Genomic DNA, 14720 nt, shown 5'->3' on the forward strand with positions numbered 1-14720 from the left:
GGGTGCTGGTGGGATTGTCGGGGCGGAAACTCGCGGGGGCGCTGCTCGCGCTCGAAGTCGTCGTGGTCGGCGTGCTGTTCACCATGAAGGTTTTCGACGGCCAGGACCTCGAGGTCTACGTCGGCGGTTCCCGGCTGCTCCTCGATTCGGGAGACCTGTACGGCACCTGGGTCCAGACGCACGGCGGCTGGCTGCCCTTCACGTACACGCCGTTCGCGGCGGCGGTGTTCGTACCCGGCACGCTGCTGTCCACGGCGATCGCGACGAGGCTGGTCGGGCTCGCGTCGATCATCGCGGGCGGGATCGTCGTGTACCTCTTCGTCGCGACGCTCAACGGCTCGCTCACCGACCGCGCGAACGTCCGGGGTCGCGCCATCGCCGTCCTGGCCGCGATCGGGGCGCAGGCCGTCGGCGGGATCATGGAGCCGGTCCGGTCGACGCTCGGCTTCGGCCAGATCAACACCCTGCTGATGCTGATGGTCGTGCTCGACGCCCTGCTGCCGGGCCGCGCGCGTACGAAGGGACTGCTGATCGGCGTCGCCGCCGCGATCAAGCTTACCCCGGCGTTCTTCATCCTGTTCTTCTTGTTCCGCAAGGACTTCCGCTCCGCCGCCCGGGTCGTCGCCGGGTTCCTCGGCGCCGGGCTGCTGATGTTCGCGTTCGCGCCCGGCGCGTCGGCGAAGTTCTGGACGGACGTCCTCTTCGACACCAGCCGCATCGGCGATCGCGGCTACGTCGGCAACCAGTCGCTGCGCGGGATGCTGGCGCGATTCGGGTTCGGCTCGGCGGAAGAGATCGTCTGGGTGCTGGCCGCTGTCGTGGTGGTCGCGCTGACCGCGTTCGTGATCGCGCGCGTCGTGGAACCGGTGTTCGCGCTGACCGCCTGCGCGATCGGCGGCCTGCTGGTCTCGCCCGTGACCTGGACGCACCACTGGATCTGGTGCGTGCCGATCCTCGTGCTGCTGGTGTGGCTGCGATCGGCGGTTTCGTACGTGCTCGCCGCCGTGACGGCGGCGCTGTTCGTGATCGCGCCGATGTGGCTCGCGCCGCGGCCCGCCGGGAGCTTCGGCTGGTGGCTGGCGACGGAATCCTTCGTCCTCTACGGCTTGTTGCTCCTAGTGCTGGCCGCAGTCTTCCCCAAGTACGTGAAGGCCCCCTTCATTGCGCCTGGCGCAATGAAGGGGGCCTTCACGGAAAGCTAGCTCAGCCCAGGCGCTCGACGACGTACTCGATGCTCTGGGTCAGCTTCGTGATGTCGTCCGGGTCGATGGCCGGGAACAGGCCGACACGCAGCTGGTTGCGGCCGAGCTTCCGGTACGGCTCGGTGTCGACGATCCCGTTGGCGCGCAGCACCTTCGCCACCGCGGCGGCGTCCACCTCGTCGGCGAAGTCGATGGTGCCGACGACCTGCGAACGCAGCGACGGGTCGCTGACGAACGGCGTCGTGTACGAGGTCTTCTCGGCCCACTCGTAGAGCCGGGTCGACGAGTCGCGCGTGCGCGCGGTCGTCCACTCCAGGCCGCCGTTCGAGTTCATCCACTCGATCTGGTCGGCCAGCAGGAACAGCGTCGACACCGCCGGGGTGTTGTACGTCTGGTCCTTGCGGGAGTTGTCGAGCGCGGTGGTCAGCGACAGGAACTCGGGGATCCACCGGTCGCTCGCGCCGATCTCGCCGATGCGCTCGACCGCGGCGGGCGAGGCCAGCGCGATCCAGAGGCCACCGTCGGAGGCGAAGGACTTCTGGGGCGCGAAGTAGTAGACGTCGAAGTCCTCGGCCTTGACCGGCAGGCCGCCCGCGCCGGAGGTGGCGTCGATGGCGACGAGCGCGCCGTCACTGTTTTCGGGGCGGCGGACGGGCACCGCGACACCGGTCGAGGTCTCGTTGTGTGCCCAGCCGACCAGGTCGGCACCGGCCTCGTAGGCGATCTCGGGCGCGCTGCCCGGGTCGGCCTTGACGACGATCGGGTCGGCGAGGAACGGGGCGCCCTTGGTCACCGTGGCGAACTTCGAGGAGAACTCGCCGTAGGTGAAGTGCTGCGAGCGTTCCCGCACGAGGCCGAACGCCGCGGCGTCCCAGAATGCGGTCGTCCCGCCGTTGCCGAGGACCACTTCGTAGCCTTCGGGCAGGGAGAACAATTCAGACAGACCGGCGCGCACGCGGCCGACAAGGGACTTCACGGGCTTCTGCCGGTGCGAGGTGCCGAGGTAGGTGGCACCGGATTTCGCCAGGTTGGCGAGCTGCTCGTCACGGACCTTGGACGGTCCGCAGCCGAAGCGGCCATCGGCAGGCTTCAGGTCCGCGGGGAGGGTCAACTCAGGTGCGTCGGTCATGTGCCCAGTCTCTCAGGTCGGGACGGGCCTGCTGACAGTCGGTGCCGCCTGTCCGGTATGTGGGATCAGCGAACTCCCTCCCGCCGTCGCCGACCGCCGGGTAGCTTCTCGCCTCATGGCGACAGTGCACGAACGATTCCCCCTGCCCCCTGAGGCGTTGTGGCAGGCCCTCCAGAGCGGGGTCACCGCGGTCAAGGGGAAGAACCCCTACTACGACTCGGCCGCGGGTTACGTCACCTTCTCGACCAGCATGGGCCTGTTCAGCTACGGGCAGACGGTCACGGTGAAGGTCGAGCGGACGCCGGAGGGCTCGGGGCTGGCGATCCAGACGAGCCTGAAGTTCGGTTTCGTCGACTGGGGCGAAGGCAAGCGCATCGCCCGCAAGTTCATCGCGGCGGTGGGGACGGCCGTCGGGCACACCCCGGCTGCCTGATGCCCGATCCGTGGAGACCCAGATGGAGTTTCCTGTTCCTGTACTTCCTCGTGTTCGTGATCCACTGGGTCTTCGGCGAGTGGGACGAGACGACGGCCATCGCCGCACCGCTCGGTTTCGCGGGGGCGCTCGTGCTCGTGTTCGTCCCCGGCCTGCCGCGCTGGGTGTACGGAGACGGGCCGGACGAGATCTCTTCGCCGAAGACCCGCCAGTGGTGGACGGCGCTGCGGTTCACCATCCGGCGTCGTGAAGGTGTCCTCGACGTCGTGTTCGGCCCCTGGGCGCTGGCCACCGCCACACTGGATCCGGACGCGGACACCGCGCGCGGGTGGGCCGTCCTCGACGGCCGCCCGGCGAAGTTCGTCATCGAGAGATGCCCCGGCGAACTCGCCGAGTCGCTGCGCGGCCCGCGCCGGATGTGGGTCGTCGGTGACCCCGACTACAGCGACGTCCTGGTGTGCGCGGGCGGCGGTCGCGAGTTCACGACCGCCGCCTTCCGCTTCCGCTAGCGCCAGCCGTCGGGGTCGACGCCGCCCGGGATGGGCGCGGCCGGGTCGAACGGCGTCCGCGAGAAGATGAACGTCGCGAGGTCGAGGTGGTTCGGCTTCCCCGCCGAGTCCCGCCCGACCCGCAGCGTCTCGCCCGCGTAGTAGGCGTCGAGGCCGACCCAGGTGTCCTCGCCGACCGGTGCGAACCGCGACGCGCGGCCGGGCCCGTCGGACGGCGCGAGCGAGAACAGGCCGTCCGGGAGCAGCCGCAGGTGGTACGGCGTCGGGCCCCAGTGCCACAGCCCGGTCAGCTCCAGCAGCTTCGGGTCCACAGTGGACGGAACCCATTCCTTGGGCATCGACGGTTCGTGCTGTTCGGTCAGGTTCATCAGGTCGAGGCACAGCTGCGTGATGCCGACGCCCGCCGTCGAGTTCGTCAGCACCAGCGCGCCGAGGCCGGCGTTCGCGTCGACCAGCGAGCAGGCGAGGAAGCCCGGCATCGATCCGGTGTGCCCGGCCAGGCGCCTGCCCTCCGTGCGGACCAGCATGACGCCGAGGCCGAAGCCGGTGGACCAGGTGTCGCCGTCGTCCACGGTGACCATTTCGCGCATCTCCGCGACGGTCTGCTCGCTCAGCACGCCACCGGTGTGGCCGCCGAGGAACGCCGTCCAGCGGGCGAGGTCGGTGATCGTGGACCACAGCTGCCCGGCCGGCGCCATCGCGCCCGCGTCCGGCGACGGCTCCGGCATGAGCAGGTCGGCGAAGGGGTGCACGGCGAATCCGTTCGCGTGCGCGCCTTCCGGATGCGGCGAGGTCCGGGTCATGCCGAGCGGGCCGAGGATCTCGGCGCGGACGACGTCGAGCCAGGACTGCCCGCGGTGCCGGGCGACCAGCTCGCCGAGCACGCCGTAGCCGACGTTGCTGTAGTGGAACTTGCTGCCCGGCCGCAGCCGCGTCGCGCCGTCTTTGAGGCTTTCGACTAGCGCGTCCCAGTCGGCGCCGACCGTGCGCTCCCACCAGGAGCCGGGCGATTCCGCTGTCAGGCCCGAGGTGTGCGAGAGCAGCTGCGCGATGGTGGCCGAGCCGAACGCGGTACCCGGCAGATGCTGTTCGAGCGGGTCGTTGAGGTCGAGCTTGCCTTCGTCGCGCAGGCGCATGACGGCCGTCGCGACGAGCGTCTTGGTGATCGATCCGAGCCGGTACTGGGTGTCGGCGCCCGGCGTCGCGCCGTCGACGCGTCCGCGTCCTCCTGACCAGACGAGTTCTCCGTCGCGGACGACGGCGGCGACGATGGACGGGGCGCGGCACGAGGATTGCTCGTGCGCGAGGCGGCGTAGCAGCGCCATTTCGGTCGTGGCAAGCATGAGACGCATTCTGCCTACCCGAGCAGGCCCAGTCGCATAGCGGTGGTCACAGCCGCCGTGCGGTCCGAAACGTCCAGTTTTCCGAACGTCCGGAGCAGGTGGGTCTTGACGGTCGCCTCGCTGATGTGGAGCGTTCGCCCGATGTCGGCGTTCGTGCTGCCCTGCGCCACCAGCCGGAGCACTTCGATCTCGCGCGCCGACAACGGCGACGCCGTCGGGTTGCGCACCCGGTTCACCAGCTTCCCGGCGACCGAAGGGGCCAAGACCGTCTCGCCGCGTGACGCCGCCCTGATCGCTCCGGCCAGCTCCGTGCGCGAAGCGTCCTTCAGCAGGTAGCCGGAGGCTCCCGCCTCGACCGCGCGCAGGATGTCCGCGTCCGTCTCGTAGGTGGTGAGCACGACGACCCGCTGGCCGGGCCGGTCCGCGAGGATCTTCCGGGTCGCGCCGACGCCGTCGAGACCGGGCATCCGCAGATCCATCAGGATCACGTCCGGCTGCTTGACCCGGCTCAAGGCCACGGCTTCGTCCCCGGAACCCGCTTCCCCGATGACGCTGAGGTCCGGTTCGGCCTCCAGCATGCCGCGCAGGCCTTCCCGCACCACGGGGTGATCGTCGACCAGCATGATCGTGATCACGCGGGCACCTCCAGTTCCAGCTTCGTCCCCGCACCGGGTTCGCTTTTCAGCGTCACGATGCCACCGACCTGTTCCGCCCGCGTCCGCATCCCCGCCAGGCCGAAGCCGCCGGTGGGCGCGGCGGGGTCGAATCCGGCGCCGTCGTCGGTCACGCCGAGCCGGACGCGTCCGTCCACAACGGACAGCCGGAGCGACACCTCGGTGGCGCGCGAATGCTTGCGGATGTTGCTCAAGGCCTCCTGTGCCCCGCGCAGCACGACGACCTCGGTGGCCATCGGCAGTGCGGGCAACGGGCCGTCGACCTCGATCGACGCCTCGATCCCGGCCTCCTCGGTCAGCCGTTCGACCTGCCGGCGCAAGGCCTCTTCCAGTGAGTCGGCGGCGAGCGCGGACGGCCCCTGCGCCGCGACCATCGCCCGTGCCTCGGCCAGGTTCTCCCGCGCCGTCCGCGCCGCCAGTTCGAGGTGGCGCCGGGCCGCCTTCGGATCGGTGTCCATTTCGGACTCGATGGCCTGGGTCAGCGTGACGATGCTGGTGAAACCCTGCGCGAGCGTGTCGTGGATTTCCCGGGCCATGCGCTCGCGTTCGGCGGCGGTCCCAGCCTCCCTGGAGAGCCGGGACACCTCCGCCTGACTGGCCTTCAGCTGCTCGATCAACGCGGCCCGAGCCTTGCTCTGTTCGATGATCTGCGTGGTGTAGCGCCCGGCCAGCAGGCTGAAGATGATCAGGATCGCCGTCATCGGCACCAGGATGCGCAACGCGGGCTGATCGAGGCCGCCCCGGACGATCGACGACAGCGGCCCCAGCAGTACCGCGATCGTGGTGAGGATCGACGCCGTCTTCGTCGGCAACGTCATGTAGAGCACGGGGCAGGCGAAGAACAGGATGAAACTCGAGGTGGTGGTGGCGAAGGTGGCGGCGGTCAGCAGGAGCATCAGGATCCCGACGAACAGCCACGGCGTGTCCTCGTAGTCCGGGCCCTTGATGAGGCCGCGGCCCCGGACCAGGTAGGCGACGCCGACGCCGACCAGGCACAGGATCGCGATCGTCTTGTCGACGGTGGCGTCGTCCCCGATGAGGATCAGTGCCGTCGTGGCGACGAAGGTGATCCCGAAGAGGACCTCCCAGAGCCAGAACAGCCGCTCCCAGGCGTTCACCTGCCTTCGTTCGACCAGCGGAACGTCAGCTTCGCCAGCAGCAGCCCCGCCACGCACCACGCCGTCAGCACCAGCGCCACCATCGGAAGTTCCCATGTCCCCGCCATTTCCTGTGTCGCCGCTTCGGCCGGCAGGAACACCGAGCGGAAGCCCTGGCAGATCCACTTCACCGGGAAGAAGGAGGCGATGGTGACCATAACCTTCGGCAGATTGCTGATCGGCGTGACGAACACGCCCGAGATGAACTGGAGCGCGATGTAGATCAGGTTGGTCACCGCGACCGCGCCGCTGACCGACTTCGTCACCGAGCTGAGCGCGATGCCCAGCAGCGTGCAGCTGGTGACGCCGAGAAGGAAGACCCACAGCGCGGTCAGCAGCTTCATCGGGTCGGTGGGCAGTTCGAGGTCGAACAGCAGGCTGCCGACGACCGACATCAGCGCGACCTGGGCGATGCTGGTGAAGCCGACCAGGATGATTTTGCCGATGAAGTAGGACGCGGCGGGCATCGGCGTGCCGCGCAGCCGTTTGAGTGCCCCGGCCTCCCGGTCCGACGCGAGGCCGATGCCGATGCTGTTGAACGACGTCGACACGATGCCGGAGCCGATCATGCCCGCGGCCAGAACCTGGCCGGTGGTGATCGCCATGCCGGGCATCGAGGAGTTCAGCATCGAACCGAGCAGGACCATCAGCAGGGACGGGAAGGCGAAGGTGAAGATCACCTGCTCCCGGATGCGGAAGAACTGCTTGAGTTCGGCGGAGCCCCGGATGAGACCCAGCGACAGGGTGCCGGGGAGGGTGCCCGGGTGGGTCAGCGTGGACTGTGTGGTCACCGGGCTTCTCCGATCAGGTCGAGGTACGTCTCTTCGAGGGTGGGCCGGTGGACCGTCAGCTCCGAGGGCTCGCGGCCGTCGGCGGAGAGCTCGCGGATGAGCTTGGCGGGGAAGTGGGTGCGCTCCTGGTGACTGCCGCGTTCGTCGGCCCAGCGGACGGTGGCCTCCGCCGTCGCCCGGCCACCCAGCGTCTGCGGCGTCCCCTCGGCGACGATCGCGCCGCGCGTGATGACGGCGACGCGGTCCGCCAGCGCCTCGGCCTCGTCGAGATAGTGGGTGGTGAGCAGGATCGTGGTGCCCTCGTGGGCGAGACTCCTGATCAGGTCCCAGAACTGGCGCCGGGCCGCCGGGTCGAATCCGGTCGTGGGCTCGTCGAGGAAGACCAGCTCGGGCCGCCCGATGATCCCGAGCGCGACGTCCACGCGACGCCGCTGCCCGCCGGAAAGGCTCTTGACGCGGGCGCCCGCCTTCTCGGTCAGGCCGACCTTCTCGATCACTTCTTCGGCGTCACGCGGATTCGGGTAGTAGCGGGCGTAGTGCCGGACGGTCTCGGCGACGGTGAGCTCGGCGGCGTCGTTGGCCGTCTGCAAGACGATCCCCAGCCGCGCCCGCCAGGCCCGGCTCGCGGTCCCGGGGTCCTCGCCGAGGACGTCGACGTCACCGGACGTCCGCTCGCGGTGGCCTTCCAGGATCTCGACCGTCGTCGTCTTGCCCGCGCCGTTGGGGCCGAGCAGCGCGAACACCTCGCCTTGTTCGATGTCGAGGTCGATGCCCCCGACGGCCGTGTGGCCCGGGTACTCCTTGCGCAGGCCCCGCGTTTTCACCGCTGTTTTCATACGTCGATCGTGCTTGGGGCGCCGGGTGCCCCGGGACGTCCGCAGGACTGAACCCGGCTGTCAACCGATCGGTGGACACCGGTGTCTCCTCCTCCCGCTTTTAGTCCTCTGGATGCGGTACATGCTTGTTGGAGTGCTGCATCCAGAGGACTAAACGCGGGGGGTGAGCAGGGTGCGGACGGAGGTTTCGAGGGACGGCAGTAGTGCGGCCGGGTCGGTCGAAGTGAGCATCCGGTTCGCGAAGCCGTCCGACAGGGCCAGGACGGCGTCGGCCAGGTCGGAGGCCACGAGGTCGTCCCGGACATCGCCTGCCGACTGGGCCTTCGAGATGTACTGCGCCGTTATCTCCGCGAGTTCGTCGTAGCCGGTGCGGATGAACTCGGCCCACGACGGCAGGACGGCGGCGCGGGCGGTGAAGGCGTTGATGACGATCACCTCCGCGCGGCGCTGTTCGTCGAGCGGCATCGCCTCGACGAGCAGCCGCAGCAGCAGGTCCAGCAGGTTCCCGGACTGGTCGAGGGTGTTCCAGCGCTGCTCCAGGAACTCGCTCGTCATGTCGAGGGCGAAGCGGAACAGATCTTCCTTGGTGGAGAAGTACTTCTGCACCGCGCCACCGGATACGCCCGCTTCCGCGGCGACCGAGCGCACGCTCACGGCCTCGACGCCTTCACGCGCGACGATCCGCAGGAGGGCGCCGGCGATCTCCCGGCGGCGTTCGGTCCGGTCCACGATCTTCGGCACGTTCGCATCTTCCTCTCCGCCGACCCGGTCGGGTCGACCGCGACCACTCCGCGAACGGGCACCCCGATCCACGCGCGGCAGCCTCGTGATCGGTGCCCCCAATGTGGCATTGGAGACGCTCAGTGTCCCCAATGCCACATTGGGGGCACCTTCCGCCCGCAACCTCGCAGCCGGCAGGGGGTGAAGGGGTCCTATCGCTTGCCCAGCAAGCCTCTTTAGAATACAGTCGTATCCGAAAAAAGGGGGGTACTGGGGTGGATGAGACAGCACAGAAAAGGCGGTCGGAGGAGAATCAGCTCGCCGCCGCGCTGACCAAGGGGCCGGCGGAGGTCCTCGATTTCCTCCTGCCGTTGTGGGTGGGAAGCCAGCTCGGCGCGTCGGCCGCCGAGGTCGGGGCGCTGACCGCGCTGGAGACACTGGTGTCGTTCGTGGTCCGGCCGATCGCGGGCTCGCTGGCGGACCGGTTCGACCGGGGCCGGATCGCGGCTGTCGGTGCGGTCCTCTATGGACTGTCCTTTGTGGTCTACGCTGTGACGCCGGGGATCGGTGTCGCGTACCTGGCCGCGGTTCTCGGCGGCGCGGGTGGCGCCCTGTTCTGGGTCGCGTTGCGGGCCCGTGTGGGGGAGGGGCTCGCGCGGGACGACGGCGCGTTCAGCAAGCTGTTCGCGGCCGAGGGCGGCGGCACGTGGATCGCGTTCGTGGTCGCGCTGACCGCGATCGCCTGGATCGACTACCGGGGGGTGTTCTGGCTCGGCGCGGCGGCCTGCGTCGTGGCCGCGGTGGTCTTGCTGAACGCGAAATCCGCGCCGGTGCGCGAGGAAGGAGCGCCACGGCTCCTGCAACTGGGCAAACGGATGCGCCCGATGCTCGCGCTCGTCGCGTTGACCGCGATGGCCGAGGCCGGGGTCGCGCTGCTGCTCCTGATGCATCTGCAACGCGGGCACCGGCTGGAGCTCGGCGAGATCGCGGCGGTGTTCATCCCCGGCTTCATCGTGTACAGCCTGCTGCCGGACTACCTGCACGGTTTCGTCCGCAAGGTCGGCCGGACGCGGGTGCTCTCGCTGGCGATGCTGGCGAGCGCGGTCTTCGCCGCCGGTCTGTCCTTCGCGCCGAGCCCGGCGGTGCTCGCCGTCATGTGGGTCCTGTCGGCGGCCGCGTTCGCCGCGGCCATCCCCGTCGAGCAGGCGGTGGTCGCCGAGGCGGCAGGGCTGAGCCTCGGCCGGGCCATGGGAATCTACGAAAGCGCGACGCTACTCGGAGCGACGATCGGGACCTTCCTGGCGGGGCAACTCTACGGCTCGGACGTCGGCTGGCGCGTCGCCTGCTTCGGCGCGGCGGCGCTCCTGATCTTCGGATCGTTCGTGGTTCGTGGCGCCGTACGGCGTGTCGGAGTTGCGGAGTTTCCCGTGGAACACCGAAAAACGGTGTCACAAAAGGAAAACCCGGCTCCCCGCATGATCGAGGAAAGTCCACAAGAGCCCGAACCGGTGACGGAGGAGGCGAACAAGCGGGCGAACCCGCTCCGGAACTGGGCGATCCATGTCGCGGTGTACGTCCTCGCGCAGGCGGCACTGGCGATGGCCGGCTACAGCTGGCCCGTCGAAGCCTTGTTCGGCGAAGCGCACGACGCGGGCTGGTATTGGAACTCGAGCGGTCACTGGCTGTTGAACCTCGGCCGGATCTGGACCTTCGTCCTGGTGATCGACACCGTGTGGACGGTCGGCCGCGCGCTGCTCAAGAAACGGCCTTATTGACATGTTGTCTAACATGACAATATGTCTCATACGTGGGTGACGGCCAGCGACGGTGTCCGCCTCTCGGTCCGGGTGACCGGTGTCGACGACGCGCCCACGGTGGTGCTCGTCCACGGTTACCCGGACAACGGCTCCATGTGGGACGGCATCGCCGCCCTGCTGGAACGCCGCTACCGGGTCGTCGTCTACGACGTCCGCGGCGCGGGCCGCTCGGACAAGCCTTCGGGACGCGCGTCCTACAAGCTGGACCAGCTGTCCGAGGACCTCGCCGCGGTCGTCGACGCGGTCCAGCCCGAGGGCAAGGTCCATCTGCTCGCGCACGACTGGGGCTCCATCCAGACCTGGCATTCGGTCACCGGCGACAGGCTGCGCGGGCGGCTCGCGTCGTTCACGTCGATCTCCGGGCCGAGCCTCGACCACGCGGGCGCGTGGTTCCGCGCGCAGGTGCGCCCGAGCCCGAAACGGCTCAAGAACGCGCTCGTCCAGTGGGCGCACTCGACCTACATCCTCGGCTTCCAGATCCCCCTGATCCCGCAGCTGCTGTGGCGCACCGGGGCGATGGGCGCGCTGATCGGCCGGATGGATCCGGCGGCGGCCGCGCCGTCCACTTCGGACGGCCTGTTCGGGCTCAATCTCTACCGCGCCAACATGTTCACCCGGCTCTCCCGGCCGAAGCCGCGCAGTGCCGAGATCCCGGTGCAGGTGCTCGCGCCCACTGGCGACAAGTTCGTCACGACGCCGTTGCAGACCGAGATCGAGCGCTGGGCGCCGGACCTGTCCGTCCGCCGGATCGTCGGGACGCACTGGGTGGTCCGCGAGAAGCCTCAGGTGATCGCCGACGCCACCGCCGAGCTGATCGACCACGTCGAAGGTGGTGAGGAAAGCCGTGCGCTCAAGCAAGCCCGCACGGGCGGTTTCGCGCACAAGCTCGTCCTGATCACCGGCGCGGGCAGCGGGATCGGCCGCGCGACGGCGCTCGCGTTCGCGGACCGGGGTGCCGACCTCGTCATCACCGATATCAACGGTTCCGCCGCCGCGGACACCGCGAAACTCCTGCGGGACAAGGGTGTCACCGTCGGCGAGTACACAGTGGACTCCTCCGACGCCGAAGCCGTCGAGAAGTTCGCGCAGCAGGTCAAGGAAGAGTTCGGTGTCCCGGACATCGTCGTCAACAACGCGGGGATCGGCATGTCCGGTCCGTTCCTCGACACGACGGTCAAGGACTGGGAACGCCTCATCGACGTGAACCTGTGGGGCGTCATCCACGGCTGCCGCGTCTTCGCCGAGCAGATGCGCGAGCGGGCCGAAGGCGGCCAGATCGTCAACGTCGCTTCGGCCGCCGCCTATCTCCCGTCGAAGATCCTTTCCGCCTACGCCACCACGAAATCCGCCGTGCTCACCCTGAGCATCTGCCTGCGGGCGGAGCTCGCCGCCGAGAACATCGGCGTGACCGCGATCTGCCCCGGCATCGTGAACACGAACATCACCAGCACCACCCGGTTCGTCGGCGTCGACGACATCGAGCAGAAGCGGCGTCAGAAGTCGAGCAGCAAGCTGTACGCGAAACGCGGCTTCGGACCGGAGAAGGTCGCACGCGACATTCTGCGCGCGGTCGAGAAGGACAAGGCGATCCAGCCGTCGACACCGGAGGCCAAGGCCGCGCTCGTCCTCTCCCGGCTCACACCCGGACTGCTGCGGGCCGCGGCGAAGCTGGACGTCACCCCGTGACCTCCGCCAGACGCCCTCGCCGGATGTCGCCGCAGGCGCGCCGGGAGGACCTGATCCGCGCCGCGCTGGCCCTGTTCGGCTCACGCGCGCCCGAACTCGTCACGGTGGACGACATCATCGCCCGCGCCGAGGTTTCGCGGCCGCTGTTCTACCGGTACTTCTCAAGCCTGCGGGAACTGCAGGTCGAGGCGCTGAAAACGGTCACCGAAGGGCTCATCGACGGCCTGGCCGGGCTGGAGGAAGGGCCGCCCGAAACGCGGCTGCGGGCCGCCGTCCGCGGGCTGATCGACGTGGCCGACCATTACCGCGCGGGGTACGTCGCACTGCTGCGCAGCGGTTCGGTGATCGCGACGTCGGAGACGGACGCGGCGATCGACGAGGTGCGCAACCGCGCCGTCGAGCTCATTCTCGGCGCGCTGGGCGTGCCGGAACCTTCGCCGATGCTCCTGCTGACCTTGCGCTGCTGGACCGCCGTGGTCGAGGGCGCTCTGCTGAGCTGGCTTCAGGAACGCGCTGTGCCGCGCGAGGTGCTCGACAGCTGGCTGGTCGACCAGCTGACGGCGATGCTGGCGACCACCGCTGGGCACGACTCCTCGGTCCCGCGACTGCAATGAAGGGGCCTTTCATAGCAAAATTTGCTATGAAAGGCCCCTTCATTGCGCTTGTCAGGCCTGCTTCGCGACCAGGTCCCAGCCTTCGACGTCTTCCGGCTTACGCGGCTCCGGCCCGACGTACTTGGCCGAAGGCCGCACGAGACGGCCGGTCTTCTTCTGCTCCAGGATGTGCGCGGCCCAGCCGGCGGTGCGCGCCGAGCTGAACATCGCGGGCATCATGTGCGGCGGAACCTGGGCGAAGTCCAGGATCACGGCCGCCCAGAACTCGACGTTGGTCTCGATCGGGTGGTCCGGACGCCGCTCGCGCAGCTCCTTCAGCGCCACCTGCTCCAGCTCCGCGGCCGCTTCGTAGCGCGACGCGCCGAGCTCCTGGCAGGTGCGGCGCAGCACGCGCGCCCGCGGGTCCTCCGCGCGGTACACGCGGTGCCCGAAGCCCATCATCCGTTCCTTGCGGTCCAGGATGCCCTTGACCAGGCCGACCGCGTCACCGGTCTTCTCGACCTCTTCGATCATCGGCAGCACCCGCGCCGGCGCACCACCGTGCAGCGGGCCGGACATGGCGCCGATCGCGCCGGACAGGGCCGCGGCGACGTCGGCGCCGGTCGAGGCGATGACGCGGGCGGTGAAGGTGGAGGCGTTGAGACCGTGCTCGGCGGCCGAGACCCAGTAGGCGTCGATGGCCTTGACGTGGGCGGGGTCGGGCTCGCCGCGCCAGCGGACCATGAACCGCTCGGTGATCGACGCGGCCTCGTCGACCCGCGTCTGCGGGACTGCGGGCTGCCCGATGCCGCGCGCGGACTGGGCGACGTAGGAAAGCGCCATCACCGACGCGCGGGCCAGCTGGTCGCGGGCCTCGTCGTCGCTGATGTCGAGCAGCGGCCGGTAACCCCAGATGGGGGCGAGCATGGCCAGCGCGGCCTGGACGTCGACCCGGACGTCACCGGTGTGCACCGGCAGCGGGAACGGTTCGGCGGGCGGTAGCCCGTGGCCGAACCGGCTGTCGACGAGAAGACCCCAGACGTCACCGAAGGTCACCTTGCCGGCGAGATCCTCGATGTCGACACCGCGATAGCGCAGCGCGCCACCGTCACGGTCGGGCTCGGCGATTTCGGTCTTGAAGGCGACGACGCCTTCGAGACCCGGTCGGAAACCGTCGTCGACCTGGTCGGACGGCTGATTGGTGCTGATCGTGGAGGTACTCACTGTGGTGAAACCTTTCGATGCGCATTCCCCGGCTTTGTGTTCATGCGTGGACGGGATACACGCAGCGAAGGCGCGCCTCATCGCACGGATGGACAAACTTTGCTCCACGTCGGGTCCAGGGGCAATCGAAAGATGTGGTGCTTTCGGTCACGATTACGAGAACGATTCAGTGAAAACGACCCTCGTACGCGAAGAGTTACGGCGGCGTTCACTTTGCGTGTACCGGCCGCCGAGGTAAATCCTGTGTTTCGGGAACCGGCGCCGACCGGTTTCCGGTGATACACCTTTCTCATGCACCTGAGCCCCCAGGAGCGGGACAAACTGCTCATCCACGTCGCCGCGGACGTAGCTCGCAAACGCCTGGAGCGGGGGGTGCTGCTGAACTACCCCGAGGCGGTCGCGCTGATCACCGACCACGTCCTCGAAGGCGCCCGTGACGGCCGGACGGTGAGCGAACTCGTCGCGAGCGGGCGTTCGGTCCTCTCGCGGGCGCAGGTACTGGACGGCATTCCCGAGATGGTCGACTCCGTGCAGGTCGAAGCCACCTTCCCGGACGGCACGAAGCTCGTCACCGTGCACGACCCGATCGTCTAGAAAGGGCCGCGA

At 69.0% G+C, this 14720-nt stretch carries 15 protein-coding genes; 7 read left to right on the top strand and 8 right to left on the bottom strand.

The features are described 5' to 3' along the window. Positions 1 to 2 precede the first annotated feature (2 nt). A complete protein-coding gene (locus CFP71_RS08150; RefSeq protein ID WP_093933217.1) occupies positions 3 to 1202 on the top strand; it encodes a glycosyltransferase 87 family protein in 1200 nt (399 codons plus the stop codon). 1 nt (position 1203) lies between these two features. On the opposite strand, the gene serC is transcribed toward CFP71_RS08150, so the two are convergent. Then, positions 1204 to 2331, bottom strand: coding sequence for a phosphoserine transaminase (gene serC, locus CFP71_RS08155; RefSeq protein ID WP_093933218.1), 1128 nt, complete (start codon positions 2329 to 2331; stop codon positions 1204 to 1206). A 115-nt stretch (positions 2332 to 2446) separates the two neighbouring features. Here serC and CFP71_RS08160 point away from each other — a divergent pair, with 115 nt between their 5' ends. Both CFP71_RS08160 and CFP71_RS08165 read left to right on the top strand, forming a co-directional pair. Further along, entirely contained in the window at positions 2447 to 2764 is a 318-nt protein-coding gene (locus CFP71_RS08160) for a hypothetical protein (RefSeq protein WP_093933219.1), read from the top strand. Continuing rightward, positions 2764 to 3273 carry a hypothetical protein gene (locus CFP71_RS08165; RefSeq protein WP_093933220.1) on the top strand — a complete coding sequence of 170 codons (510 nt, stop codon included), beginning with the start codon at positions 2764 to 2766 and terminating at the stop codon, positions 3271 to 3273. The genes CFP71_RS08160 and CFP71_RS08165 overlap by 1 nt, the downstream gene beginning before the upstream one ends. On the opposite strand, the gene CFP71_RS08170 is transcribed toward CFP71_RS08165, so the two are convergent. The 6 genes from CFP71_RS08170 to CFP71_RS08195 all read right to left on the bottom strand — a co-directional run bounded on the left by CFP71_RS08170 (position 3270) and on the right by CFP71_RS08195 (position 8815). After that, on the bottom strand, positions 3270 to 4616 hold the full coding sequence (locus CFP71_RS08170) for a serine hydrolase domain-containing protein (RefSeq protein ID WP_093933269.1): 1347 nt from the start codon (positions 4614 to 4616) through the stop codon (positions 3270 to 3272). The two genes, CFP71_RS08165 and CFP71_RS08170, sit on opposite strands and share 4 nt — an antisense overlap. A gap of 14 nt (positions 4617 to 4630) precedes the next feature. Beyond that, positions 4631 to 5251 (bottom strand): response regulator, encoded by a 621-nt coding sequence (locus CFP71_RS08175; protein WP_005156061.1) that lies wholly within the window; start codon positions 5249 to 5251, stop codon positions 4631 to 4633. Continuing rightward, positions 5248 to 6408, bottom strand: a complete 1161-nt coding sequence (locus tag CFP71_RS08180; protein ID WP_093933221.1) for a sensor histidine kinase — start codon at positions 6406 to 6408, stop codon at positions 5248 to 5250. The genes CFP71_RS08175 and CFP71_RS08180 overlap by 4 nt, the downstream gene beginning before the upstream one ends. Continuing rightward, positions 6405 to 7238, bottom strand: coding sequence for an ABC transporter permease (locus tag CFP71_RS08185; RefSeq protein WP_244199599.1), 834 nt, complete (start codon positions 7236 to 7238; stop codon positions 6405 to 6407). Before CFP71_RS08185 ends, CFP71_RS08180 begins: the two co-directional genes overlap by 4 nt. After that, positions 7235 to 8062 carry an ABC transporter ATP-binding protein gene (locus tag CFP71_RS08190; protein WP_167406045.1) on the bottom strand — a complete coding sequence of 276 codons (828 nt, stop codon included), beginning with the start codon at positions 8060 to 8062 and terminating at the stop codon, positions 7235 to 7237. The genes CFP71_RS08185 and CFP71_RS08190 overlap by 4 nt, the downstream gene beginning before the upstream one ends. Positions 8063 to 8224: 162 nt before the next feature. Beyond that, positions 8225 to 8815 carry a TetR/AcrR family transcriptional regulator gene (locus CFP71_RS08195; RefSeq protein ID WP_093933223.1) on the bottom strand — a complete coding sequence of 197 codons (591 nt, stop codon included), beginning with the start codon at positions 8813 to 8815 and terminating at the stop codon, positions 8225 to 8227. A 254-nt stretch (positions 8816 to 9069) separates the two neighbouring features. On the opposite strand from CFP71_RS08195, the gene CFP71_RS08200 reads away from it, so the two are divergent. The 3 genes from CFP71_RS08200 to CFP71_RS08210 are packed head-to-tail and all read left to right on the top strand — an operon-like array spanning position 9070 to position 12911. Continuing rightward, entirely contained in the window at positions 9070 to 10569 is a 1500-nt protein-coding gene (locus CFP71_RS08200) for an MFS transporter (RefSeq protein WP_093933224.1), read from the top strand. Between the two features lie 36 nt (positions 10570 to 10605). Further along, on the top strand, positions 10606 to 12297 hold the full coding sequence (locus CFP71_RS08205) for an SDR family oxidoreductase (protein ID WP_093933225.1): 1692 nt from the start codon (positions 10606 to 10608) through the stop codon (positions 12295 to 12297). Positions 12298 to 12320: 23 nt separating this feature from the next. Continuing rightward, complete coding sequence (locus tag CFP71_RS08210; protein WP_093933226.1) at positions 12321 to 12911, top strand: TetR/AcrR family transcriptional regulator; 591 nt, start codon at positions 12321 to 12323, stop codon at positions 12909 to 12911. A 51-nt stretch (positions 12912 to 12962) separates the two neighbouring features. Here CFP71_RS08210 and CFP71_RS08215 read toward each other — a convergent pair whose 3' ends face one another. Continuing rightward, entirely contained in the window at positions 12963 to 14114 is a 1152-nt protein-coding gene (locus CFP71_RS08215; protein WP_093933227.1) for a citrate synthase 2, read from the bottom strand. 291 nt (positions 14115 to 14405) lie between these two features. Between CFP71_RS08215 and CFP71_RS08220 the strand changes: the two genes are divergently transcribed. After that, positions 14406 to 14708, top strand: a complete 303-nt coding sequence (locus CFP71_RS08220) for an urease subunit gamma (protein ID WP_093933228.1) — start codon at positions 14406 to 14408, stop codon at positions 14706 to 14708. Positions 14709 to 14720: the final 12 nt, after the last annotated feature.

The sequence above is a fragment of the Amycolatopsis thailandensis genome (assembly GCF_002234405.1).
GTDB classification, from domain to species: Bacteria; Actinomycetota; Actinomycetes; order Mycobacteriales; family Pseudonocardiaceae; genus Amycolatopsis; species Amycolatopsis thailandensis.

Coding starts and splice junctions, on each gene's coding strand:
- CFP71_RS08170 (WP_093933269.1), bottom strand. CDS start 4,616: ATGCTTGCCACGACCGAAATGGCGCTGCTACGCCGCCTCGCGCACGAG.
- CFP71_RS08160 (WP_093933219.1), top strand. CDS start 2,447: ATGGCGACAGTGCACGAACGATTCCCCCTGCCCCCTGAGGCGTTGTGG.
- CFP71_RS08165 (WP_093933220.1), top strand. CDS start 2,764: ATGCCCGATCCGTGGAGACCCAGATGGAGTTTCCTGTTCCTGTACTTC.
- serC (WP_093933218.1), bottom strand. CDS start 2,331: ATGACCGACGCACCTGAGTTGACCCTCCCCGCGGACCTGAAGCCTGCC.
- CFP71_RS08220 (WP_093933228.1), top strand. CDS start 14,406: ATGCACCTGAGCCCCCAGGAGCGGGACAAACTGCTCATCCACGTCGCC.
- CFP71_RS08210 (WP_093933226.1), top strand. CDS start 12,321: ATGTCGCCGCAGGCGCGCCGGGAGGACCTGATCCGCGCCGCGCTGGCC.